Source organism: Fuerstiella sp., assembly GCA_022447225.1.
Taxonomy (GTDB): domain Bacteria; phylum Planctomycetota; class Planctomycetia; order Planctomycetales; family Planctomycetaceae; genus S139-18.
Genome location: JAKVAZ010000006.1, coordinates 210,883 through 236,662 on the forward strand (window position 1 = coordinate 210,883; position 25,780 = coordinate 236,662).

The 25,780-nt window shown below is 53.4% G+C and carries 15 protein-coding genes; 10 read left to right on the forward strand and 5 right to left on the reverse strand.

Annotated elements, in window-relative coordinates; translation table 11 throughout:
* Positions 1–35 precede the first annotated feature (35 nt).
* The 5 genes from MK110_05450 to MK110_05470 all read right to left on the reverse strand — a co-directional run bounded on the left by MK110_05450 (position 36) and on the right by MK110_05470 (position 9,275).
* A complete protein-coding gene (locus tag MK110_05450) occupies positions 36–1,166 on the reverse strand; it encodes a hypothetical protein (protein ID MCH2210725.1) in 1,131 nt (376 codons plus the stop codon).
* Between the two features lie 155 nt (positions 1,167–1,321).
* Positions 1,322–2,338 carry a MoxR family ATPase gene (locus MK110_05455; protein MCH2210726.1) on the reverse strand — a complete coding sequence of 339 codons (1,017 nt, stop codon included), beginning with the start codon at positions 2,336–2,338 and terminating at the stop codon, positions 1,322–1,324.
* 539 nt (positions 2,339–2,877) lie between these two features.
* Positions 2,878–3,198: a hypothetical protein gene (locus MK110_05460; protein MCH2210727.1), complete on the reverse strand. Its 321-nt coding sequence runs from the start codon at positions 3,196–3,198 to the stop codon at positions 2,878–2,880.
* 248 nt (positions 3,199–3,446) lie between these two features.
* Positions 3,447–6,620 (reverse strand): hypothetical protein, encoded by a 3,174-nt coding sequence (locus tag MK110_05465; protein MCH2210728.1) that lies wholly within the window; start codon positions 6,618–6,620, stop codon positions 3,447–3,449.
* A 540-nt stretch (positions 6,621–7,160) separates the two neighbouring features.
* On the reverse strand, positions 7,161–9,275 hold the full coding sequence (locus tag MK110_05470; protein MCH2210729.1) for a 3-hydroxyacyl-CoA dehydrogenase NAD-binding domain-containing protein: 2,115 nt from the start codon (positions 9,273–9,275) through the stop codon (positions 7,161–7,163).
* A gap of 209 nt (positions 9,276–9,484) precedes the next feature.
* Here MK110_05470 and MK110_05475 point away from each other — a divergent pair, with 209 nt between their 5' ends.
* The 10 genes from MK110_05475 to MK110_05520 all read left to right on the forward strand — a co-directional run bounded on the left by MK110_05475 (position 9,485) and on the right by MK110_05520 (position 25,393).
* A complete protein-coding gene (locus tag MK110_05475) occupies positions 9,485–10,246 on the forward strand; it encodes an SDR family oxidoreductase (protein ID MCH2210730.1) in 762 nt (253 codons plus the stop codon).
* A 231-nt stretch (positions 10,247–10,477) separates the two neighbouring features.
* A complete protein-coding gene (locus MK110_05480; protein MCH2210731.1) occupies positions 10,478–11,791 on the forward strand; it encodes a DUF1080 domain-containing protein in 1,314 nt (437 codons plus the stop codon).
* Positions 11,792–11,954: 163 nt separating this feature from the next.
* Positions 11,955–12,677, forward strand: coding sequence for an RraA family protein (locus tag MK110_05485; protein ID MCH2210732.1), 723 nt, complete (start codon positions 11,955–11,957; stop codon positions 12,675–12,677).
* Positions 12,678–12,685: 8 nt separating this feature from the next.
* A complete protein-coding gene (locus MK110_05490; protein MCH2210733.1) occupies positions 12,686–13,273 on the forward strand; it encodes a cob(I)yrinic acid a,c-diamide adenosyltransferase in 588 nt (195 codons plus the stop codon).
* Positions 13,274–13,288: 15 nt separating this feature from the next.
* The gene (locus MK110_05495; protein ID MCH2210734.1) at positions 13,289–13,666 is read left to right on the forward strand and encodes an amidohydrolase; all 378 of its coding nucleotides are present in this window, start codon (positions 13,289–13,291) and stop codon (positions 13,664–13,666) included.
* A 344-nt stretch (positions 13,667–14,010) separates the two neighbouring features.
* A complete protein-coding gene (locus MK110_05500) occupies positions 14,011–17,403 on the forward strand; it encodes a mechanosensitive ion channel (protein MCH2210735.1) in 3,393 nt (1,130 codons plus the stop codon).
* Between the two features lie 437 nt (positions 17,404–17,840).
* On the forward strand, positions 17,841–20,072 hold the full coding sequence (locus tag MK110_05505) for a DUF1926 domain-containing protein (GenBank protein MCH2210736.1): 2,232 nt from the start codon (positions 17,841–17,843) through the stop codon (positions 20,070–20,072).
* A 409-nt stretch (positions 20,073–20,481) separates the two neighbouring features.
* Entirely contained in the window at positions 20,482–22,506 is a 2,025-nt protein-coding gene (ligA, locus tag MK110_05510; protein ID MCH2210737.1) for an NAD-dependent DNA ligase LigA, read from the forward strand.
* Between the two features lie 147 nt (positions 22,507–22,653).
* On the forward strand, positions 22,654–24,321 hold the full coding sequence (locus MK110_05515) for an ATP-binding protein (GenBank protein ID MCH2210738.1): 1,668 nt from the start codon (positions 22,654–22,656) through the stop codon (positions 24,319–24,321).
* Between the two features lie 103 nt (positions 24,322–24,424).
* Complete coding sequence (locus MK110_05520) at positions 24,425–25,393, forward strand: D-2-hydroxyacid dehydrogenase (protein MCH2210739.1); 969 nt, start codon at positions 24,425–24,427, stop codon at positions 25,391–25,393.
* Positions 25,394–25,780: the final 387 nt, after the last annotated feature.

Genomic DNA, 25,780 nt, shown 5'->3' on the forward strand with positions numbered 1-25,780 from the left:
ACGCAGTATGTGCTGAGATCGCAATTCTGCCCAGATCAATGTTTTTCACCCCGCAGGTAAACCGTGCAGCGCGGAACGGAGTTCTTGAATGCGACGACGCCGTCCAGGGTGCACAGACTGTCGTTGATTCGCAATTCCTTCAGGTTCCTGTGTTTTGAGAATCCTTTCAGTGTTTCGTCGGAAATTTTCCAAACTCCGCTCAATTCAAGATATTCCAGCTGCCGTGACTTTCTCAGGAACTTCAGCCCGGCGTCAGTGACGAGTGGATTGCCGGCGAGACTGACTCGCCGCAACGTTGTCACTCTGCTGAGCCCCGACAGTGAATTGTTACTGACCGACGCGGCAGTCACGTAGAGTTCTTCCAGATCATCGAATTCCCGTAAATAGATGAATCCCAGTCGGCCAAACGTTGTTTGCGACGCATGAATAGTCCGCAGCGGAGCGTTCGCACCTTTCCTTCCAAGTTCCTGCATTCCATTGCCCTCTATATTCAGAGACTCAACAACAAGATGCTCTAGTGCGGAAAGCTTCGCGAGATGTTTAAACCCCAGGTCGGTGACACGAGTGTCAGAAATATCCAGCAGCTTCAGGTTCGTCATTCCGCTCAACGCCGACATCGTCGTATTACGAATCGAGGATTTTTTCAGATTCAGTGATTCCAGAGTGGTTGCACCCGCAAGTCCCGACCAGTCGGCATCACGAATTCGGGCGTGCTCCAGATCGAGCTTTTTCAGAGCCGGCAGCGTAGCAAGAACTTCCAGCCCGGCTGCAGACAACGTGGCCCCTGTGAGTTTTAGTTCCGTAACGGTTTCCAGCCCTTCGTCGATCCCTGAGAACTTCCGAAGATCCTGGTCTGTGACTCTTAACGAAGGTTTTGCATTGATCGAGGCCAGGACCGAAGCAGCCGAAGGTCGCACGGAAGGTCCGGGTTCTGCAGTCGGTGTCGGACAGGGTTGACCTGCTGCCGCATTCCCGTGCCGGACGGGAACCGGCTGCTTCGCTGCCACAGGTGACGGACGTTTTCCGCTGTCTGGTTCTGCCGTCGGCAAATTCGGAGCCTTGGAACCGGATTCCGTCAGGGACGGAATTTCCACTTTTTCACAACCTGCTGCAGCTACCAACACAAAGATCGAAGCAAGCATGGCACGACCAGATACCTGAATCATCACAGTCTCCAGTTGCCGTTAAAAACAGTCCGTCAGCCCTCAACAGGTGATCTCTGTTGTTGCATTCGTATTCATAATTGTCAGCAGCGAGACCGCACAAATACGTGGAAATGGATTATCGAATCCCGCAAATCCTGTGATTGTAAACGAATCACCTATTCTTCGTATTTCGGTACGTTAGGTTCGGGAACTTCTGCCACCAGTTTGTCGACGATGTCGTCGGTTGTCATCCCTTCGGCCTGTGCCTGAAAATTCGTTGAGATTCGATGACGGAGTACGGGAACAGCGACTCTGCGAACATCAGGGATGGTTACATGAGGACGTCCATCCATAGCCGCGAAGGCTTTAGCACCCGCAATCAGGTATTGTCCCGCACGCGGCCCGGCCCCCCAGTCAACCAGGGTTTTAATAAATTCGGGTGCAGCTTCGTCTCCCGGACGAGTCGCCCTCACGAGTCGCGTGACATAGCTGATGATGAGCGGTGACGCGACAATCAAACTGATTTGTTTCTGCAAATACAGAATCGAACGGGCGGAGAGTACCTTTCGCACATCGGTAGATTCTCCGGAAGTCGTCGTCTCCAAAATACGTTCTTCTTCGTCCAGAGTCGGATAGTCCACCATTACATTGAACATAAAACGGTCAAGCTGTGCTTCCGGCAGTGGATAAGTCCCTTCCTGTTCAATGGGGTTCTGTGTGGCAATCACAAAGAAGGGTTCCGGAAGATTGAATGTCTGCTGGCCGACTGTGACTTCTCTTTCCTGCATTGCCTGCAGCAAAGCCGCCTGTGTCTTGGGCGGAGTCCGGTTAATCTCGTCGGCCAGCAGCACGTTTGTAAACACCGGACCATCCACAAACCGAAACTCACGGCGGCCCTGTTCGTTTTCTTCCAGGACATTTGTACCGGTAATGTCGGCCGGCATCAGATCCGGCGTAAACTGTATACGATGAAACTGGACGTCCAGCAGTCGGGCAATTGTGCTGACAACCAGTGTCTTGGCCAGCCCCGGAACACCCACCAGCAGACAGTGTCCACCGGTGAAAATCGCCGCCAGAATCTGGTCAATCACGACGTCCTGTCCGATGATCACTTTGTGAAGTTCTTCCACCATCACTTCGTGGTGACGATGGAATTTTTCCAGAAATTCATCAAAGTCTCGTTTCTCGGCCAATGAACCGGTTCCTCGTTCAGGCGACAAGTCATTCTGTGTTTGATTTACAGGTCAGACAGGGTCGTCTTCCCCATGATCGTTTCCGACTGATGATCCGCCGGCAACGATATGCGGCCTGCACAGGGTAAGCATAACGACGCATTTCTGACTTGTCCTGCCTGTCCCGACCACGAATCCCCGGCTATACAACGATTCCTGCTCAATGACACCGCGAACTACGGCCGGAAGCCGTTCACATCAACGCTCCCGGATTCACCCGGACGGAAACGGAGCACCGGTATCCACATGTGACCGCAATGCCGGAAGACACACGTGGATCAGCATCCACTGCCGGGCGGAACTGTCAAACAATGTGACAAATAACGGCACACCCCGGCCGCGGCAGTCCATCGACCGGGGTTCCACTCAACGCTGAAGCGCTGGTGCTAAGGCGCAAAGGACGAACACCCGTGATCCCTGGCTTGATCAGAGAATCTACCTCGCGCTGAAACTGTGACAAGACAGTGTTAGATCCTAGACTCAAGCCGGCGCATTACGAGCTACGGGAACAACCAAATTAGAAACAGAGCAATAAGGGCGGCGACGGCGAGCCGGTACCAGTACGGCAAGTCGTCTACCCAAGTTCTCCGTAACAGGAAGAAGCGATTAGGCAGGGGAGTTGGCTTCAGGTGCGCCTCATCGGGATAGTAGTAGGCACCGTCATGCGATCGACAGGTCTCATCTTTATCGCCTATCAGGCGTGCGCTGAGATCAATTGAATACCAACCAACAAGTCGATGGCTTCTGGCTGTGAATTTTGGGCAAACAGATACTCTTCGCTCCAAAAGAGCCCAAACCAATCGCCCTCTCCGAGGTGGCATTTCGAGAACCACCCATTTCCCCCTTTTTCCGGATCGCCGACATCCGAACGCCGCCTCGCAAATTGTCGCAATTCCTCCAGCAAGATCGGATTGTGTTTCGCGTTCTTAGTTCTAACAATGGAAACATGGCAGGGAATCGACTCCCTCGTTTTGAATCCGGACGATAACGAGTGTCGGCGTGACGACAGGAAAAACATAGTCGCAAAGCGACGGTGTTACGACCATCCAAAAAACAATAGCCACTTTCATCATCGAAGCCGGTTGAACAAGCGATCCAGCTGACGGTTGATTTCACCGTGAATTCGCTGAGTACCGGCATCGTAAACCACGCGTGAAAGATCAATGCTCGGCTGCGTCACCGTACCGCGCACCGGAATTGACACTGACCGTGCGGACTGCCGGTCGCCGGATCTTTCCAGCGGCACGTCGACGATCAGGCGGAGTTGCTGATTGAGTCCGATGGTTCCCCGGCTCTTCAATTCGAATCCGGACAGACCAACCACAAACTGATCATGAGTGATCATTCCGTTTCTGAGTTCAAAAGGGATCTGTTGAGCAGGAATCACCAGATCACGCTGGAGGGACCGACGATCCGATCGCACCGTGTTCAGTGTCTGCAGCAACGTCTTAAGAGATCGTCCGGGCCTGGCCGATATCTCATGCACCGTGATAACGCCTCCCAACTCGGCAGCCTCAGGACGGCCGGCAGTTAAGTGACAGTGACTCAGTCTGGCCGAAACAGCCCCCTGAACGTCAGTCGCTTCTGACAAAAACGGGGCAACATAACCAAGCCACTGACCGGCCAGTTCGTTAGAGACAGTAATGTTCTCCACTCGACTTCCGGATGCCAGAGCCAGGTGACTCTGACGCAGATCGTAATTGATCATCGTTGTAAGCTGTCCGCCATTAACTGAGCAGCGAACGGTTTCAGTTTCAATCTCTCCGTTCTTGAGGCGAACCGGGATCTGTACCGGCCCGAGTTTTAGACCATACGCATCCGCCGCATCCCAGCCGAGTTCCCCGGTGACTTCAAATTTTGGAGCGTCAGCCGGGCCGGAACCATCCCAAAAAGCAGGTGTACCTCGCACTACAAAACGCGTCTGTTTTTGTCCGGTCAGCCGTAAATCCCCTCCTGAATCACCAAACGCTGTCCTGCTGAGAGCTGCCAAGTCGTACTCAGCATCAACTACCAGCTGTGTGGTCATCCACTCTCCGGTCGATTCCAGTGTTCCACTGAGCTGTGCATCAATTCCGGGAGCCCGCAGCCGACCGTTTCGAATCACATAGTGATCAGCCTGCGTGTCGGTATCGATGTCCAGGGTGAGTCGGGCCTGATTGAACGGCGTCATGGAAGAACCTGCCCCAAAATCCGAAGAAACGGAAGCCGTCGGTCCAGGTCGAATTTCGCCAATAATAGTCAGACGTTGAGAGGGTGCCGCATCCAGCTGCGCGAAGACCCGGGAATCCCGGGCCAGCCAACTGAGTTCCGTCCACGGACCCACCAAACTCCGTACGGCGGCCCCGGTACCGTTGACTGTCAGCTGCCCGTCCAGCATCTTCAGCAGAGACTCATCGAGGCATATGCCGAGTTTTGGTGATTCGATCCGCAGGTTGTCTCCGAGGATGCTCAAGTTCCGAACCATGAAACCGGACGACAACGGTATTCCCACAGCAGCATCAATCTGCAATTCACCCTGAACACCAGGTTTTCTGCTGTCGATGAACTGCCCCAGATGACTCCAGAGTCGGTTCACATCGACACGACCGTGAAGATGCAGTGTGTTACTGACCGGCTTCACCTGCAGTCGACCGAAGTCCGCTGAAAGTGTTGCAGAAGTTAATTGTGTCTGAGCCATACCTAGCGGGCCCGAACACATCAGCCGCACCGGTGAGTCCCAGCGAATCGTGCGTTGATTGTGAATGGCAACAATCGGTGATGATTCCAGCACGGCCTGCCAGTCGAGTTCCTCAGAATCATGGACACCGGCTGACCTCGGCTCTGTTTGCATGGCAAAACGCAGTGAACCTTCCTGGAGCCGCAATCCCTCACGAAGCTGCATTGTGCGGGGCAACATCTGAGACAATTTCACAAGATCAACAAGTCCTCTGATATTCACCTGCCCCGCAGGGGCAGCGGCGGTTTCCGTTAAAAACGGTCTGCGATCATTTGTTAACCACGACGATGTACCGATGATTGATTTCGGCAGCTGATCCGCAGGCAGCCGAATTTCTCCACTGCCGTTCAGGGAGGCAAATGGACATTTTGCTGAAAGCGTCTGTACGATAATTCCGTCGTCAGCAACTGCAATCGCACAGTCTGCTGACGCGGTCGACATTACCACGGCCTCTTCGCTGTGCCATGTCGCCTGACGCCAGACAACGTCTGCAGCACGAACTGCACCGCGTAACGCAATTCCGTCGACAGGGGATGTACCGTTCATCACCGCCTCACCCTGGACAGATACGAGTCCGCGACAGCGAACTCCCGGAATCAGCTGCACAATCAAAGGCTCCAGTTCCTCAAGATCAAGCTCTCTGGCCACAAATCGCAGAGCCCGGTGCGTTTTATTACTGACCGTGCAAAGTTTGATCTCGACGGTCGGCCGCTCTGATCTTTGTGATTCTCCGTCTGGCGTATCCAGTTGCAGCGGATGAAAACCGGCTGTGAGCTGCTCCAGACGAGCTGCTATTCGGGGATTCACCGTCGTGCCGGACGCCGGGAACCTTTCACGGGCTCCGATGAATCCCGTTCGGTCCCTGCCGATGGAAGCAACAAGCGAAATGTCGGGAAATAAACCATCTGCCTGCAGTGTCGACACTTCGCAGTGAATGTCAGAAACCAGTCTGTCCACAGTGTATGCAGCATGGTCTTTTGCAGTGATACGGTCTTCTGAAGTCCACACGGACGAATCAGTTCTTACGACGTTGATGCGTCCGTTGTGCACAGCAATTCGAAATGGAACCGTATTTCCGCTCGAATCCTGTTCACCACCCAGATCCTCAATCGCGTCCCTCAGATTGGATCCATCGATCGTGTTAACGAGATTCAGTTCAGGTTCGGTCAGAATCACGTCGATGCCGCGGCCAAAATTCCAACCGATCTGCCACAGAGACTGCCGAGTGGTGAGCCTCCGAACAGTCAGTAGTGGAGGAACTGTTTGCGACCGTTCCCGGGTATTATCGATTTGCAGTCCCGTACATTCGATCGGTGCCCACCAGTGCAGGGACAGGTGCTCAAACCTGGTGACAGCGGCAATCCGCGGACAGAACCAGTTCAAACCGCGAAGACCGATTCCCGTCACCGTCACCGCACTTGGCAACAGCACCATCATTGCCAACACACAGATGCCGTAACGAAATCGTCTGCCCGCTGCAGGTACAGAGGCTGTCATTTCTTCCGTTACGTCTTCGTTGACATCCATTTCGTGATCTCACACAGAAACAGGAAAACACTTCCTGTCATCGACGTGAGTGACACACCGACCTAAATTCCCTTTACCCAGGGGACTCGGTGTCGTCGAATCCTGCAGAGCTGTCCGCTGAACCGCTGCAACCGGTGGAAAATTTTACCGGTCGTCCGAACTGGGTAAGTTTTGGACCTGAGGCATCAGGAATCTCTCACGCCTTCGTTGATGACCAAATCCGGTCAGTACTCCCGACGGCGACCTGAATATCTTTTTCCGTATAAAAACCTGGTTACCCGGATCGAGATTTCCGATTGTTTAAACGTGCTCGTACGGCACGGTCATCCCGGTGAAACACTGGGTTCGTGCGCAGGTCGTTTCAGTGATTTACCCGCATAGTCGCAACATCTGCGTTTCACGGTTGGCCGTACACCTCTGACACGTCCACACCTGGATCGATTGACGTATTTGTCGAAACTTGAGGAAAGTAAATTCGCCTGATGACCGGGCTCAGCGGCCATCATCAGCCGCGTTGATCTGCCATAGAACTTTCCGGGATCAGGACTTGGACCAGTCACTGAATGTACGGCCGCTCTCAGCCAGGTCTCTGAGCAGCGGTGCGGGTTCCCACCAGAAGCCCTGGGTTTCATGGTAGTAACAGATTCGGTCATACACCTTCTTCAGGCCGACGGTGTCCGCATACTTCATGGGACCTCCGCGCCATGACGGAAATCCGTATCCATAAAGGTAGACAATGTCGATGTCGACAGACCGCATTGCGATCCCTTCCTGCAGAATCAGTGCCCCTTCATTGATCATTGAAAACACGGTTCGCTCGATGATCTCCTCATCACTGACATCGCGACGCACAATCCCGGATTCCGCAGCACAGGACTCGATCAACTGCTCTACTTCGGGATCTCGGATTGCACTGCGTCCGTCGTACCTGTACCAGCCGGCACCGGTCTTCTGGCCATAACGTCCCTGTTCGTACAGCCTGTCGGCAACAAGTGGCTGCCGCATTCCCCGGGGAATTGTATCTTTAATCTCCTGATTGATCCGCCAGGCAACATCAATCCCGGACAGATCGGAGACAGCGTGAGGTCCCATCGCCATGCCAAATCGTCGGTGCACGCTGTCAACCTGTTCGACCGTGGCACCTTCCTCCAGTAAAAACTGAGCTTCCCTCTGATAGGGCCAGAACATTCTGTTCCCCACAAATCCGAAGCAGTTCCCGACCAGGACACCGACTTTCCGAAGACGACGGGCAAGATCCAAGGAGGTGGCAATCACGTCGTCAGCCGTTTCTTTGCCGCGAACCATCTCCAGCAGTTTCATCACATTGGGAGGACTAAAGAAATGATGGCCAATAACGCTTTGCGGGCGTCGGGTAGCAGCGGCAATTTCGTCGATGTCCAGTGTGGACGTATTCGATGCGAGAATCGCACCCGGCTTCGCAATCTCGTCCAGTTCCCCAAAGATCTGCTTCTTAAGATCCATTCCTTCAAAGGCCGCTTCGACAATGATATCGGCATCTGAAATTTGGGCGTAGTCGGTGGTACCGGTGATCATCGTCATTTTCCGGTCAACGTCCGCCTCAGTCATCCTGCCCCGCTTGACAGAAATTCCATAGGTTTGACGAATTCTGTCAAGCCCCTTCTCCAGCTGTTCCTGACTGACTTCCCTGATGATGACCGGAATTCCAGCATTCACGTAAGTCATCGCAATCCCGCCGCCCATGGTACCGGCACCAATGACTGCCGCTGAATCGACCGAGCGACGCTGTGTGTCCTTGGTAATACCAGGAACTTTGCTGACCGTTCGTTCTCCAAAGAAGGCATGAATCAGTCCCTGGGACTGAGTACTCTGCAGACATTCCGCAAAGATGCGAAACTCATTCTGAGAACCGTCTGCAAAAGAATTCCGGCCGGCAGCTTCCACGGCTTCGATACATCGAAGTGGTGATTCCTGACCGCGTGCACGTTTACTGACTACTCTTCTGAGTTCTTCAAGCGCGGCCGCATTTTCATCGGTCTCACCAAGACGATCCGTTATTTCGCTGGTTTTCCTGGGAGCACCTCCGGTTTCAACCAGTTCGTGTGCGTAGTCCAGAGACTTTTCCAGTAAATCCCCATCGGCAATCCGGTCGATGATGCCAAGTTCGCAGGCAACGTTAGCGGAAATCATGTCCCCGCTGGCACAGATTTCAGCAGCCTTCGGAATTCCACACAGCCGCGGCAGACGCTGGGTTCCCATCGCACCGGGAATCAGACCCAGTTTAACTTCCGGAAACCCCACACGGGCGTCCGCCACAGCGATCCGATAGTGACATCCGATGGCTGTTTCCAGTCCTCCCCCGAGAGCGTTGCCGTGAATTGCTGCGATCACCGGTTTGGAACAGTTTTCGATACCATTGATCATCGAATGCATCGGGAATTCAGAATCGATTCCGCTTTGATGAAGCGAATCGAATTCACTGATGTCAGCCCCTCCCGAGAAGGTCTTTCCTGCCCCCGTAATAATAATCGCACAAACGGCATCAGCCCGGGCTGCGTCTTCGACAGCGGAAAGGACGGCTCTGCAGACCGCCTGGCTTAAAGCGTTGACCGGTGGATTCATGAGCGAAATGACGGTGACATCGTCCCTGACCTCAACCAGAACAAGCTCACTCATAAAATTTCCTCAGGGGCCCCGATCCGATGAACACGAAGGGCCGGGGTGTGATGCGATGCAACCGGTTTGCTGATCGCATGTCGGGGTCCTAGAATCCCGCCTGTCAGGCGGTATCCAACGTTAACAACCGGTAAACAGCCAGTCAAAGCAGCCGTCCAGCTGTACCGTAACATTCAAATTTCGTCCCCGAATCCGCCCAGAGCCAATCGATGACAGATCGTTTTTCACTTCGCGGTCGCAACGCCATCATCACCGGAGGGACAAGAGGAATCGGACTTGCGATTGCGCAGGGATTCCTTGAAGCCGGAGCGAAAGTCACGATCTGCAGTCGGAAGCAGTACAACGTAGACGAAGCATTGACGGAGCTGGCTGAATTCAGTGACAGCATTCAGGGTGTGGCAGCACACGTGGGAAAAACAGAAGATCTGGAACGTCTGATTTCCCACGCGGAAACGCGTTTCGGTCCCGTCGGGATTCTGGTCAATAACGCCGGCACGAATCCGTATTTCGGGCCCCTGATCAAATCAGAGGAAGCGGCATGGGACAAAACGATGCAAGTGAATCTGAAAGGCCCGTATATGCTGTCAAAACTTGTCGCCAAAAAAATGGTGGCCGGCAACGGAGGCTCAATCATCAATATTGCATCAGTGGCAGGTCAGACGGCTTTAGCGATGCAGGGCATTTATTCCATTACCAAAGCAGGTGTGATCATGCTCACAAAAGTAATGGCAAAGGAATTGGGAGCTCAGAATGTTCGGGTCAACTGCATCTGTCCCGGCGTCGTTCGCACGAAACTCAGCGAAGCATTGTGGGCAGATCCAAAAATGGAAAAACAGATGGCCTCTCTGAAAGCACTTGGACGCGTGGGAAATACAGACGAACTGACGGGTGCAGCTGTTTATCTTGCCTCTGATGCCGGATCATTCACCACCGGTGCAACGTTGAATGTCGATGGCGGCATGGTGATCTAGGCGATGTTCCATCGCTTCTCTGCGGTTTTTGCTACCGCTGACTTCAGCGTATGGTCACAATGAACACTCGCAACTCAGACGGCAAATCGAACGATTTCGGTGTTTATCCACCCGCCCGCAAGGTATCTGTGCGGTCTGTTTTGTAGGCTTTTACTAAACGGTCAGAACTGAACTGTGCCGTTTTTTTTTCCTCATCACTGCCTTCGTTTCCTGCCCTCGGAGTTGGCACTCATGCGTTTCCTTCACTGTTCACTTGCCCTGATCTTCACAATCGCATGTCCCGTCAGCGTGTTTGCAGCAGAACCTCCCGCCGGATTTCAGCCGCTGTTTAATGGAGTGAACCTGAATGGACTGCACGGCTGGGATCACCAGGCCATGACAAAATTCAGGGATGCGACTCCCGATGAACTCAGTCAGGTCACCGCAGAATGGACGGCCGACGCAGAAAAACACTGGTCCGTGGAAAACGGTGAGCTCGTCAACGACGGTCACGGCAAATATCTGGCCACCGATGGCAACTATCGCGACTTCGAACTGCTCCTTGAATACAGGACGGTGGCAGGTGCCGACAGTGGAATCTATCTGAAGGGCTGTCCTCAGGTTCAAATCTGGGACTTTACGGACCCTCGTAAATTTGCAATTGGCGCAGACCTTGGAAGCGGCGGCCTGTGGAACAATTCACCGGGTCAACCCGGCAAAGACCCGCTGTTTCTGGCGGACCGGTCCCTGGGCCAATGGAATTCGTTCCGCATTCTTCAAGTGGGATCCAGAACATCGGTATGGCTGAATGGTCAACACATCGTTGACAACGCAGTCATGGAAAATTATTTCGATCGTGGCGCTCCACTTCCACTGGAAGGTCCGGTCGTTCTGCAAACACACGGAGGAGAAATTCGCTGGCGTCATATGGCGATCCGGGAACTGAGCAGCGAAGAAGCCAACACATTTCTGGCTGCACACCAGAGACAGGCTTTCGTTTCGGTGTTCAATGGCACGGATCTTTCAGGATGGCAGGGCGCCGTCAACGACTATGAAGTCGTCGACGGAGCGATCCGGTGTCGCGACGGACATGGCGGACTGTTACTCACGGAAAACGAATATTCGAATTTCATCGCCCGACTGGAGTTTCGACTGCCGCCCGGCGGCAACAACGGTCTGGCAATCCGTTCTCCACTCACAGGGGACCCGGCATACCATGCAATGTGTGAGCTGCAGGTCCTGGATTCAACACACGAAAAATATGTCGATCTGGACAAGCGCCAGTATCACGGATCGGCTTACGGGATGACGGCAGCCCGACGTGGATTCCTCCGTCCGACAGGCGAATGGAACTACCAGCAGGTGGTCGTGGACGGATCCCAAATTCAGGTTGAACTAAATGGGGCTTTGATTCTTGATACGGATCTTGCTGGTGTCACCGAATACATGAAGAATTCCTCCCATCCCGGAAAAGACCGAACATCCGGGTACTTTGGATTCGCGGGTCACAGTGATCCTGTTGAGTTCAGAAGTATCGCAATCAGGAAGCTGGCCGATTCACAATAGCAGTTCGCGAACCTGATCGTTTTGAATCGTTTAACGCCGGTCCGGCAGGCGATGGCAGACACAAGCGTTATGATAACACTCCGGCCGATGTCTGGCGGTTTGTGGTTCCCCAGGCGAAACCTTCTTAATCTGTCAACCCGGTAAATCATCCAAGGATTCCAACGTGACCATTTCCGCCGAAACACTGGACGGACTTAAGAAATTTGATACACCGACCGTCTGCAATGTCATCGAATTATTCGCGGTTCGTCCCCGCAGTACCGGATACATGGATCAATCTATTCAGGCCTGTTTTCCAAAACTTCCCCCGATGGTCGGACTTGCGCTCACGACTGAATTCAGAGCCCTTTCTCCACCCAAAAGCGGAGATGTATACGGCAGCATGGACGCACAGCTGGAATGTATCGAGTCGATGGAGGCCCCGGCGGTGATCGTGTTTCAGGACCTAGATGTTCCATCCGCTGCCGCAACATTCGGCGAAGTGATGTGCTCGACATATAAGGCATTTGGTGCTGCCGGTCTGATCACGTCGGGAACCGGACGGGACCTGGACCAGGTGGACGAACTGAATTTTCCGGCGTTCACTGCCGGCACCTGTTGCTCTCATGGAGCCTGTCACATGTTATCAGTGAATGTACCCGTGGTCGTTGGAGGAATAAGTATCTATCCCGGCGATCTGCTTCACGGAGACTGTAACGGGGTTACAACAATTCCACTGGATGTGGCTTCAGAGATTCCACAGGCATGTGAAGAATTCATGAAGGCCGAAGCATACGTAATCGACTATATGAAAGCCGGTTCTCCCACAATTGCCGGACTGAAAGAAGCTCGTGAGGCGCTGATGGCCGACGTAAAAGTACTGGGGGCAAGACTGCGACGCAGTTGACCGAAGTCATGGTGCGACTGGATCGAATTTACACTCGCTCGGGTGATTCCGGAAAAACGTTTCTCGGTGACGGAAGCTGTGTCGCCAAGACTTCACAGCGGATCGTTGTCATGGGAGCCGTGGACGAAGTCAATTGTCATCTTGGGACGGCGATTTCCCATTCAAACGATTCCGGTCTCCAACAGCTGTTCAGCCGAATTCAGCAACTCCTGTTTGATCTGGGAGCGGATCTTTGCAGTCCGATTCCGGCCGATCCGTCAGCGGATCAGTGCCCGCGAATAGCAAAGCAGCACACGGTCTGGCTGGAAACCCGAATTGATGAAGCCACGGAGAAACTGAATCCACTGATCAGCTTCATTCTGCCCGGTGGACGTCCGGCTGCTGCCGGCCTGCATCTGGCACGATCCGTGTGTCGTCGAGCCGAACTGGAGTTTCTGCGGCTTATTGAGTCCGGTGAATCCGCCACTACGAACTCCGAAATCGGTGTTTTTCTGAATCGTCTCTCGGATTTGCTGTTTGTTCTGGCCAGACGTGAAAATTCAGATGGTGCAGACGACGTCCTTTGGAAGGCCGGATCTGCAGTGGAAATCAACTAGTATTCCGATGTTGTTATGTCAGTTGAAAACATACAAAACCCGGCCCTATCCGACCTGGCCGCTGAATTTCAGAAAACCATGGCCCATGCCTGGATGGTGCGGACATTCATCAAGCATTGTGATGAAGTGGATGACTTTCCTGAGCTAATGGAAATTGTTCGATCTGTGTTCGACATGAGTCGGGCAATTGAGAACAAAACCGAAGATCCAGCTGTCTATTTTCGCTTTGCCCGTAAAAAGATCGGCAAACTTCGAAAGGCCGTGGCTGAGTTCCGGGAAAACGCCTGGCGGGCCTCAACGCACACAAATTTCCAGCAGGCGGTGATGTCCATCGAACATGCTACGGATCGAATGGAAACGATTCTCCAGGAGGCAAACCGCCTGACTGTATGAAGATAGCCAAACGGCAGGCACATATTGGCGATTTACCGTTGTAAACCCATGATTTGATACCTGTACCTGGTACAGAGACTGACCACTGATCGCTGGATAAAATCGCATCGACTAACCGCCGAATGTACCGAATTGGGGCAGACGAATTGAATTCCTGCCTTCGTGAACTACAACTCAGGTTAAATGGTGTACTGGTTCACCATCTGGAATCGTCTGAGTTGTACCGACGACACCAACATGGACAGTACTGTCCTGAATTGACGCTCCCCTGAAAGCTTCCTGCGATGCACGGACTGCAGCAGACAACATTCGGGAATTCAAAATCTGCAGGCATGACGTCGACGGTGCCTGAGCGAGACAGCCCATGTGACCGATTTCACACGTCGATCGTAACCGCGGCGGGGCTGCTTGTACTGGCCCTGACGGCGTCACCGGTACCGGGTCAGACTGATCCGGTGCCACAAACCCAGGAACCCGCTCAGCAGACTCGGTCTGGTGGCCAGGATCTCACTTCCCGGGTCGGCCCGCAGCAGGCGCTGCGTCAGCAGATTACCCGACTGACGTCGGCCACTGAAACAGCAGATGTGGATGAGGCAACCCGTGAGCAAATTCGCGGTCTGCTGGCTCAGGCGACATCGGACATGGATACGGCCGATGATCTGGCAAAACAGAACACCGGGGTCCGGAATCGGCTCAAACAGCTGCCGAAAGCGGCGGACCAGTTGCGAAATCCGCCACCACGTCCGGCAGAAAACTCTGTTGAGTCAATGACTGTGGAAGAGCTGGAAGGAGAAATTGCCACACAGGAACTGAACCTGACGTCTGCCGAACAGCAACTCGCCAAGGATCAGCAGGAGGCAGAGTCCGCTACAGATCGAAAACGGCTCCTTCAGGAAAGAGTGCAGGCCGCAGAGCAGAATGTCACTTCCGCTGTGGCACGACTGAAGACTCTTCCGGAAACCCCCGTCACGCTGCTGGATGAAACACTCCGCACCAGTTCAGAGGCGAACCGTATTCGGGCCGCAGCAGAATATGATCTGCCCCGTACGCTGCTTGCAGAAGTCGACACAAATTTATCACTGAATCTGCCGAGCCTCCGCGTCGCAAATCTCCAGTCACTGATCGATTCCCGGAACGTCCGACTTCAGGAACTGCGGACGAAACTAAAAAAACTGCGAACGGAACAGGCCCGCCAGGAACTGGACCTGGCTATTGAAGCCAGGAGTCAGCTGGCGTCCATTGACAATGCAGAGATTCGCGAACTCGGTGCATTCAGGCTCGAACTGGCTAAAGAAACCAGTCGCATCACTCAGGAGGACGAGCCTCACTGGAATCAGATCCTCAACCGACGCCGCGATGATCTCGACCGTCTGACCGATAAGGGAGACAAAATCCGAAAACGAGTTGAACAGTTTGGCACACATTCGACACTTGGCCGCGAGATACTTCATTTCGGAACAGAACTGCCGTCACTGAGTATAATTCGTGCCGAAATTGATCAGATCGATGTGCTTACCACCGGATGGCGACTGAGAGAGATCGAATATGAAGAACAGAAAGAACGAATTCAGTCAGTGATTCGTCGGTTTGGACAGACAGCGGGCACGGCGGAACGAGAGATACTGGAACATGTTGAAGACCTCCTGAATCAGGTCAATGAGAGCAATATCAGATTCTTTTCGACACTTGCAGATGTCAATGGCGCTGACCTGGCCACCATCGCCTTCATTAACGACTGGATGACGTTTTCCAGTGAACACGCGCTTTGGCTGCGCAGTCACGAGGCTCTGACGTTACAGGACGCTGCTACGGTTCTGCCGACGATGCGCGCCCAAGGTCGTGATATCGTACAAAGCCTGATGACCGTGGCTGCAAATTCAGGCAGGTTATTGTGGACACTGATCATTCCGGCCGGACTGGCGATTGTCATTCTGCTGGCCGTTCAGTCACGCGCCAGGGAAGCACTCAAACAACGAGGAAAAGAAGCATCTCAAAGAACTTGCACGAGTCTGCAGCCAACCATGTGGACTCTGTTGCTGAGCGTCGGACTGGCCGCTGAATGGCCACTGTTTTTGATGATGACAGGCACCGTGCTGCAGCGTAATGCCGATAACGTGGCGGATGCGCTGGGACAGGCACTGATTCAGCTGGGTGGAATTGCTTTGTGGCTGGAGTTCATTCGACAAGTACTTCGACCCGGCGGGCTGGCATCAAATCACCTGACATGGAGCCCGGTGGTCGGTGATCACCTGCGCCTCTGGCTGCGACTGGTCTTTGCGGTTCTCCCCCTGCCTCTGTTTATGTTTCTGCTGACACGAAATCTTCCGGAACAGTCAGATACCACGGAGCGAATTCTGTTCATGCTGCTGCTGGTCTGCAGTTCAACACTCCTGTGCCGACTTTTTTTTCCGCTGAACAGCAGATTCGTCCGCACACTGGTGTCAGGATCCGGTTTTCTGGATTCCACACGCTACCTGTGGATTTCCGTAACGGTGGCAGCCCCTCTGATTCTGGCAGTTTGTTCGGCAGCCGGATTTCATCACACGGCTCTGTCACTTTGGGACCGAATGGGCTGGTCTGTAGTGACCGGAACAGGAGTGATCCTTTGCTGGTCACTGGTTATGCGATGGCTCAGAATGAATCATCGCGCTATGCGACTGGAGCTGGCCCGTGAACGAGCCCGAAAACGGAACCAGTCGGATCACACATCCGACAGCTCCCTTGCACAGCATGCGGTCTCGGAAGATTCCGAATTAATGGTCTTCGGCACACAGGCCCGACAACTGGTGCGCAATGTCGCCGTTCTGGCCATGATCGGCTGTGCCTGGGGAATCTGGTTCGACATCCTGCCGGCACTTCGGATTGTGGATCGTTACGAATTGTGGAGCGTCCAGGAACAGGTGACAGTCACACAAGTCACAGAATCCGGAGACGAGCAGTCAACGCAGCGCTGGAGAACCCGGGCAGTGACTGTTGGTAGCCTGCTGCTGGTGATATTCGCATCAGCAGCAACATTCACAGGAGTACGACAACTTCCGGGACTGATCGAAGTCATTCTGCGGAGAAGATCCAGCCTTGACAGCGGCGTGCGTTACACTGTTTCCACCGTCTCCAGATACGTCGTGCTGGTTGCCGGAACCACGGTTGTCTGTCATTCGCTGGGACTCCGCTGGTCGCAGGTCCAGTGGCTGGTCGCCGGCCTTTCCGTTGGACTCGGATTCGGTCTCCAGGAAGTGTTCGCAAACTTCATCTCCGGCATTATCATTCTGGTGGAACGCCCCATTCGAATCGGAGACATCGTGACCATCGACGGTGTGAGTGGCGTGGTATCAGGGATTCAGATTCGTGCCACATCAATCACCGACTGGGACCGCCGTGAATTTATAGTACCGAATCGGGAACTGGTCACAGGCAAACTACTCAACTGGACGCTGAGTGATTCGACGAACCGAGTCATGGTTGCTGTAGGAATTGGCTATGGATGTGATCCGGAAAAAGCCCGAACAATCATGCTGAACACAGCCAGAGCACATCCCAACGTACTGGATGAGCCGGGCCCCGTAGCGACATTTGAGAAATTCGGCGACAGCTCTTTGGAACTCGTACTTCGGGCATATCTGCCGAACCTTGATAATCGTCTGTCGACAATCACCGAACTGCACACCCGGATCCATCACTCGTTTGCCGAAGAAGGCATCGACATTCCATTCCCACAGCGTGAAATTCGCATGTTGTAAACAGAAGGAACTATGACAATTCACTAATCAAAAAAGTCGAACGCAGTTCAACGCGACTTATAATTTGTGACCAGGTTGCCCCGGGGAATTTAATGTGCGTCATACGACAATCCGGAATGAATTTTCAGAAACAGGTTGCGGTCGTTCTACGTACGGGAAACACTTCGATTCCCTTATTCCAAGAAGACGTCGAACATGCCACAATTCACACACAGGCCGGCTGTCCGGCCGGCAACTCGGAAAAGATCCGCAGAGTCAGCCGCCGGCATAAGGATTTACGACATTGGAAAAAGTGACGCACATTCGGGATCAACGAATTCGATCTCAGTGGTGAAGCCTTGTTAAATCATCGAGGGCACGAATTTCAAACGCGACAGGTCGGCAAACACAGCTGAGATACCTCTCCTGTTTAGATGGAGAGTCGGAGTAGTCCATCCATGGCAGGAACTCTGCGTCTGATTCTGGCGCTGCACAATCATCAGCCGATCGGAAATTTCGACGGCATTTTTGAACAGTCATATCAGGAAAGCTATCAGCCGTTCCTGAATGTCGTGACCGACTATCCGGAAATCAGATTTTCCCTGCATATATCAGGGAGTCTGCTTGACTGGCTTGAGAAACACCGCCCCGAATACATTGATCATGTTCGGTCACTCGCTGAACGTGGCCAGGTCGAGATCATCGGCGGTGCGTTTTATGAGCCCATTTTGTCGAATATCCCGCGTCGTGACCGTATTGGTCAGATTCGTACGTTCACTCAGCATCTTGAAAAAATGTTCGGAACCTCCATCCACGGGATGTGGATGCCCGAACGTGTCTGGGAACAGTCGTTTGCCGGTGACCTGACTGCCGCCGGTGTTCGATACACGATACTGGATGACCATCATTTCCGTAGTGCCGGTATGAATCAGTATCAGCTGTTCGGGTACCACGTCACTGAAGATGAAGGGCGTCTGCTTGCGATTTTTCCCGGCAGTGAACACCTGCGATACCTGATTCCCTTCCGTAGTCCGGAAGAAACAATCACCTACCTGAGAGACATTGCGGACCGTCATGACAATGCCATCGTTGTACTGGGGGATGACGGAGAAAAATTCGGTGCCTGGCCTGAAACACATAAACATGTCTATGAGGACGGCTGGCTGCGACGTTTTCTGCAGACATTACGAGACAACAGCAACTGGCTGAAAGTAACAACACCAGGCGAAACACTTGACCAGGTGAAGCCTCAGGGGCTGTTTTATATACCGGATGCCAGCTATCGGGAGATGACTGAGTGGGTACTGGACAGCACGACACAGCAGGATCTGCAGCGTCTGAGCCACATAGAAGGGGACGAAAACTGGCAGCGGTTACAACAGTTTCTTCGGGGAGGATTCTGGCGCAACTTCAGAGTCAAGTACCCTGAAAGCAACGAGATGTATGCCCGGATGCTGGAGATTAGCTCAAGGCTGGCAGAAGCCGAACGGGATGCGGGAAGCGAAGCTGGTGAGCTGACCGAAATTCGCCGGTTGTTATATCAGGGTCAGTGTAACTGCAGCTACTGGCACGGTGCATTTGGCGGCCTGTACCTCCCACATCTTCGCAATGCAGTCTACTCCAGTCTGATTGAAGCGGATAATCAGCTGGAACATCGTACTCAGACTTCAAACGAATGGCTGGACGTCTGTACGGGCGATTACAATCTGGATACTCAAGAGGAAGTTCGCCTGAGCAACCACAGAATGGCTGCCTATTTTAGCCCGTCCACCGGCGGCCATTTGTATGAATGGGACATTCGCAGCTGTCGGGTGAACCTGCTGGCCACGCTCAATCGGCGAGTGGAACCCTATCACCAAAAAATCATTGACCACGCAGAGAAACTGCGACAGTGCGACGGCTCTCAGGAATCCGGCGTGTCCAGTATTCATGACATCGTCCGATTCAAACAGCCGGATCTGGACCGCAAGCTGAGTTATGACAACTGGCCGCGCAAAAGTCTGGTAGACCATTTTCTACAGCCGGACATTACCGGAGAGACGTTTCGTGAAGGCAGTGGCCTTTTGTCTTCGTTTGCAACAGCAGCGTACCGTCCAGCGGTCCGGCACGAAAACCACCAGATCGTACTGGAAATGTTCTGCCGTGGCAGTCTCAGTGATTATGAAGTCGGAATTCGAAAAACAGTAACAATGTCCCGACAGCGCCCGGGTGAATTAATGGTCAGGTATCAACTGGAAGATCTGCCAGGACATGTCCCGCTGCATTTTGCTGTCGAATTCAATTTTGCCACCATGCCGGGAGGCGCTTCAGACCGCTACTTTTTCGATGAAACGGGTGAGCAACTGGGAACACTCGATACACATATCGATGTACCGTCCTCATCTCGTCTGGGACTTATCGATGAATGGCAGGGCCTGGACATAACCGTGGAATGGACTCAGAACGGCGGAGTCTGGGCTTTTCCCATCGAAACCATCAGTCAGTCAGAGTCCGGATTTGAGCTTGTGCATCAGAGCGTGACTGTAGCTCCACACTGGAATCTGGTGGCTCCGGAATCGGGTCCGTGGACGGTCGATCTGTGTCTGAAGGTCAACACATCGCTTGCCCGGGCACGTCAACTGGCCGGACTCAGTGAACAGCGCCGTGATGCCGGTATCGGAAGTGAATTAGTTCCCGAAACGGTCGACTGAGCCACTCAACTCTAAAGACGGAGCCTCACCGACACGTGCTAAGTACCGGATATGTTCAGGAAACACCAGCAGGTGCGATGAACATCAACGGACCGGCCACCCTTAGTCCGGAATGAATGATACGGGGACCGTCTGATCAATGTCCGAACCCCGTAAACATTACGAACCGGAACAATCGGCTACACCAAAGTACAGTTTGAACAGCAGGCCGGCTGACGACATCGTGGCGCATTTTCATGAATGACCGCAGCGGTAAAAGTTTTTCTCAGTATCGCCTGCACAGAAGGTGGCTTTGATGACAGTGACTTTCGATCTCTGTCGCAACTGACAGCCGACGGAGTTTGTGGCAGGGACTCGGCCGTTTAGGATTCACACATTCAGGGACTCTGCCGCTGATAAGGGAACCGATGTGACAGCCAATGTGAAACGTGAAATTGAGAAACTGAGACGCGCGCTGGAGCGGCACAATCGACTCTATTACGTCGAAGCTTCTCCGGAGATCCCGGATCGCGATTTCGACAGGCTGCTGAGTCAGCTGCAGGAACTCGAAGCTCAGTATCCGCAATACGATTCCGAAAGCAGTCCCACACGAAAAGTTGGAGGAGTCCCGATTGACGGATTTGAATCGGTTACTCACCGTATTCCCATGCTGTCGATTGAGAATCTTTTCGAAGAGCAGGAAGTAACTGAATGGCACAGAGGACTCCAGGAACAGCTCGAGGAGGAATTACCGGACTACAGCATCGAGTACAAAATAGACGGAGTCGCCATGGGACTCATTTATGAACACGGACAGCTGGTCCGCGGAGTGACCCGTGGGAATGGTCAGACGGGAGATGACATCACTTCGAATGCTCGTGTTGTGGGAGGTGTACCACTGCGGCTGGACATCACGAATCCGCCTGCGGTGCTCGAAGTGAGAGGTGAAGTGATGATTCACGGTGAAGATTTCGCCGCCTTCCGCACCGGCCAGATCGAACGTGGCGAAGAACCATTTCGAAATCCTCGCAATGCAGCTGCAGGCGCTTTAAAGCTTCTCGATCCCCGGATTGCCCGTCAGCGCGGTCTCCGGTTCGTTGCCCACGGGGTGGGATACTGCGAAGGGATTCAGTGGTCCAGCTATCTGCACTTTCTGGAATCGATCCGTCGGATGGGCCTGCCTGTGACCCCAGGAGTTTCTAAAGCCCGGGGGCTCGACCACCTCCTGAACGTCATTGCTCAGATGATGGAAGGCGTCCCCGCACTGCCGTTCGAAGTCGATGGAATCGTCATTAAACTTAACCGGCTCATACAGCGAGACCAGCTGGGAGCAACGTCCCGGTTTCCGCGCTGGGCCAGAGCCTTTAAGTGGGAACGATACGAAGCCGAAACAGCTGTCAGCAACATAGCGGTTCAGGTCGGTAAAACAGGAACCCTGACTCCGGTGGCAGAACTGGAACCGGTCGAAATTGACGGCACCATTGTGTCGCGGGCCAGTCTGCACAATCGAGACGAATTGGATCGATTAGGAGTCCTCGTCGGCGACCGCGTAGTCGTGGAGAAAGCCGGTAAAATCATTCCTCATATTCTTCGGGTCAACACAGCGGCACGAAGCGGAAACGAGAAACCATTTCGATTTCCGGCACATTGCCCCGAGTGCGGAGCACCAACCCGGCAGGAAGACGGGGCTGTTTATATTCGCTGTCCCGATCCTCAGTGTCCGGCTCAGTTGAGAGAGACCATGGTTTTCTTTGCCTCACGAGCAGCCATGGACATCGACGGACTCGGTGAAAAACTGGTCGGTCAACTGCTTGATGTAAAACTGATTGACGGCATCCCTTCACTTTATCGACTGAACACCAGGCAGGACGATCTGCTGCAAGTGGAGCGAATGGCACAAAAATCGGTCGATCGACTGCTGAGAGGTATCAATGATTCCAGATCACGTCCGCTGTGGCGACTGCTGACAGGATTGAATATTCGTCATGTGGGTCAAAGCAACGCACAGGTACTTGAGTCGGCCTTTGGCACAATCCACACCATTGCCGAACAATCGGTCGAAAAACTGGCTGCCGTCGATGAAATTGGCCCGATCATCGCTGCATCCGTGCATACATTCTTCGCTTCTGATTACGGCAGTCGACTGGTTGCAGAACTCACCGACCTGGGCCTTAATCTCGGCACAGCGGTCGTTTCCGGGAACCGAGACGGAGCGGAACAGGCTCTCAGCGGCAGTACGGTGGTTATCACAGGAACACTTTCGCATCTTTCCCGTGACGAAGCAAAACAACTGGTTCGTGATCACGGGGGAAAGACTTCCGGCAGTGTATCCCGGAAAACAGACATTGTTGTCGCGGGAGAAAAAGCCGGCAGCAAACTGACCAAAGCCCGTGATCTTGGAATCGAAGTCCTGACAGAACAGGAATTCCTCACCCGGCTTGGTATACAGAGATAGACGTCACCGGTCGATTCCGTGACCTCCTCCGATTGTGACGGACAGATGATCGCAGGGACGATAAACTTTCCCGTCGTTCTGAAATTTCGGTTGTGAGCAAATGCTGATTCAGCAGTGTGCGCTCGCTGATTTTGTCCAGGTGATGAAGTGTCGACAGCTACACTCCTCGTTATTCATGGCCCCAATCAGGGTACCCGGTACTCGGTGGAACCTGAACAAACCGAAACGACAATTGGTCGAAGTGTCGGTTGTGACATTCGACTGGACGACCATGAAGTATCGCGCCGGCATGTGATGGTCTGCTATGACGGCGTCTCCTTTCAGATTCAGGATCTGAACAGCGCAAATGGCACAAGACTCAACTCTCGGTTCATTGAAACATCTCCGCTTACCCACGGTGACACCATTCGCATTGGCGCTTCCCTGATTAGTTTTCAGCTGTCCGATCCGTTGGTTGCAGCCCGGGACTCGGCTCAACAGGTACTGCTGATTGACGACACAGCAGATCAACAGCATTCGGCGATTGTCAAATCAGTGGCCGTCCCTCCTGCATCAGCGATGACCGTTCACCATGTACCGATTCAGGACTCACGCCTGATGTATCGTGTCGCGGAAGAACTCGTTCGACCGACTCATTCGCAGCAAACACTACTCAATGAAATCTTGAAGCTGGTTCTGTCAGCCGTCGGAGCAGATCGCGGGTGTTTTCTGCTGCGGAAATCAGACGGCACCCTGAACCCCGCTGCTTATCAGCAACGCCTGGATCAGGAAGAGGCCTCACCGCAGATACAGGTATCGCATTCCATCACCGGCTATGTGATCAATAACGGCCAGGCAGTTCGCACATCGGATGCAACAAAGGATACTCGATTTGGCGGGCTCAGTATTGCCGCAGACGGTGTGCATGAAGTGATCTGCGCACCTTTGCGGGGACATGAGGAATTGCTGGGGGTCCTTTACATCGACACAAAGAATCACGACGTTGTTCCAGGATTTGCAACGGCCAGTCGACTGACCGACGACCACTTAACGGCAGTATTGGCGGTTGCACGACAGTCTGCGTTAGCCGTGGAGGCTCGACAGTTTCACGACGCATTTCTCCAGGCAGAACGATTTGCCACGATGGGGCGGACCGTAGCGGTATTGAGTCATCACATCCGAAATATCCTTCAGGGGATCAAGGGTGGTGGATACCTGATTGCCAAGGGGCTGGAGGACGACCAAAAAGAAATGGCCATAGAAGGCTGGTCGGTTGTTGAGCGAAACCAGAACCGAATTTTTGAACTGGTGACAGACATGCTGTCGTTTAGTCGGGACCGCATTCCGCAACTGCAGGTCGCAAATCTTAACGCCGTATGTGCAGAGGTCAGTGAACTCGCTTCGCTGCGGGCCGGAGAGTCCGAAACTGAGTTTATGTTTAAACCGGATACCGACATTCCGCCCGCAGCATTCGACCCGGAAGCGATCCACCGTGCCGTTCTGAATACGGTAAACAATGCGATTGACGCAGTATATCAAAGGGAGCAGGCAGCCGTCATTCTCCAGACCGGATATGATGCCGACCAGGATATGATGCTGGTCGCGGTCAGCGACAACGGACCGGGAATCCCGGAAGATCAGCGGGAAACCGTCTTCAATATTTTTGAATCATCCAAGGGGTACGGCGGGACCGGCATCGGCCTTCCTGTCAGTCTAAAAATAGTACGCGAACATGGTGGTCAAATTCGTATCGATAGTGAGTCCGGCAGCGGAACACGATTCGTACTGAGCTGGCCGCGAGGCAGACCGGATGAATTGAAATCACCAGTGAAATAACTCAGCGGCGAATCAGCCCCTGTCACCCGAATCAGATGATCAGACCTTCGTCGCAGCCGGCGTCGGCACTCCTTCCCTCCTTTTGACAATTCACGAATCAGTCATGCGTATCGTTGTACTTGACGGATCGACACTCAATCCAGGTGATCTCAGCTGGAGCAAACTTGAACAGCTGGGTGAAGTTGCGTTCTACAACCGGACGGCTCCTCAGGAAATTTGTGAACGTGCTGCGGGAGCGGACGCCATTCTGGTCAATAAACTCGTGATATCGGCCGAGACAATCCAGGCACTGCCGGATCTCAGATACATCGGTGTTACCGCAACAGGTTATAATATCGTGGATATCGATGAGGCCGCTCGTCGCAGGATTCCCGTCTGCAACGTTCCCACGTATGGCACACGTTCGGTTGCTCAAATGGTATTCGCTCACATACTGGAATTCACGCAGAACGTTGCACACCATGATCAGACGGTTCGTGACCAGCGACGGTGGGCCGCCTGTACCGATTTTTGCTACTGGGACTATCCCATGATTGAACTGGACGGACTCACAATGGGCATCGTCGGACTCGGCCGAATCGGTATGACAACGGCTCGACTTGCACTGGCGTTTGGCATGAAGGTGTCTGCCTATGATCCATATGCGCAATCGACTGCTGACGAGATCCGGATGGTGGAGCTGGACCATTTGTTTGAACAGAGTGACGTCATCAGTCTGCATTGTCCGCTGACACCCGACAATGAGAAGCTGGTCAATGCGGAACGACTGGCCCTTATGAAGTCAACAGCCTTCCTGGTAAACACCTCCCGCGGACCGCTTGTCGATTCAGAAGCACTGGCCGCTGCACTCAACAGTGGTCAGATAGCGGGAGCAGGCCTGGACGTACTGGAGCAGGAGCCCCCACCTAAGCAACATCCACTGTATACGGCAAAAAACTGTCACATCACTCCCCATATCGCCTGGGCAACCCGCTCGGCCCGCGGACAGCTGCTGCAGACAGCCGTGAGCAACGTTGCTGCATTTAAGCAGGGACAACTGCAAAACGTAGTCAATGGGATCAACAGCGTTTAAGAGATTCACGTACACGCATCTCAGTGAACATCCTCCGGCAGAAAACGATCGAAAACGGTCATACACCCGTACCGTACAAAGCGGAATCGCCTCTGACTCACTTCTTTCAACATAGAATGTGCAGAACTCACGACACGCCGCACGTGTGAGCCTACTGATGTTTCTCACCGTTGCCTGCGTCCTGCTGTTAGAAAATCATCTCCCGTCTTCCTGTGAAATGTTCTGCTCTGCGGAGGACTGAACAAATGCTGTTGACCATGTCGATGAATCAAACATTGGTCGATGAATCAAAACTTGACGACGGTTTCACCAAAGAATTCGCTCAACAAAAACTCCCCTGCCGTGGTGAGTTGCATGAGAGTTGATCACGGGTACTGTATCGCGTCT

Bases quoted from the DNA above. Each gene is read 5' to 3' on its own strand.
- MK110_05450 (MCH2210725.1), bottom strand. From the start codon at position 1,166: ATGATTCAGGTATCTGGTCGTGCCATGCTTGCTTCGATCTTTGTGTTG.
- MK110_05505 (MCH2210736.1), top strand. From the start codon at position 17,841: ATGGCAGGAACTCTGCGTCTGATTCTGGCGCTGCACAATCATCAGCCG.
- MK110_05465 (MCH2210728.1), bottom strand. From the start codon at position 6,620: ATGGATGTCAACGAAGACGTAACGGAAGAAATGACAGCCTCTGTACCT.
- MK110_05480 (MCH2210731.1), top strand. From the start codon at position 10,478: ATGCGTTTCCTTCACTGTTCACTTGCCCTGATCTTCACAATCGCATGT.
- MK110_05495 (MCH2210734.1), top strand. From the start codon at position 13,289: ATGTCAGTTGAAAACATACAAAACCCGGCCCTATCCGACCTGGCCGCT.
- MK110_05520 (MCH2210739.1), top strand. From the start codon at position 24,425: ATGCGTATCGTTGTACTTGACGGATCGACACTCAATCCAGGTGATCTC.
- MK110_05475 (MCH2210730.1), top strand. From the start codon at position 9,485: ATGACAGATCGTTTTTCACTTCGCGGTCGCAACGCCATCATCACCGGA.
- MK110_05460 (MCH2210727.1), bottom strand. From the start codon at position 3,198: ATGCCACCTCGGAGAGGGCGATTGGTTTGGGCTCTTTTGGAGCGAAGA.
- MK110_05470 (MCH2210729.1), bottom strand. From the start codon at position 9,275: ATGAGTGAGCTTGTTCTGGTTGAGGTCAGGGACGATGTCACCGTCATT.
- MK110_05490 (MCH2210733.1), top strand. From the start codon at position 12,686: ATGGTGCGACTGGATCGAATTTACACTCGCTCGGGTGATTCCGGAAAA.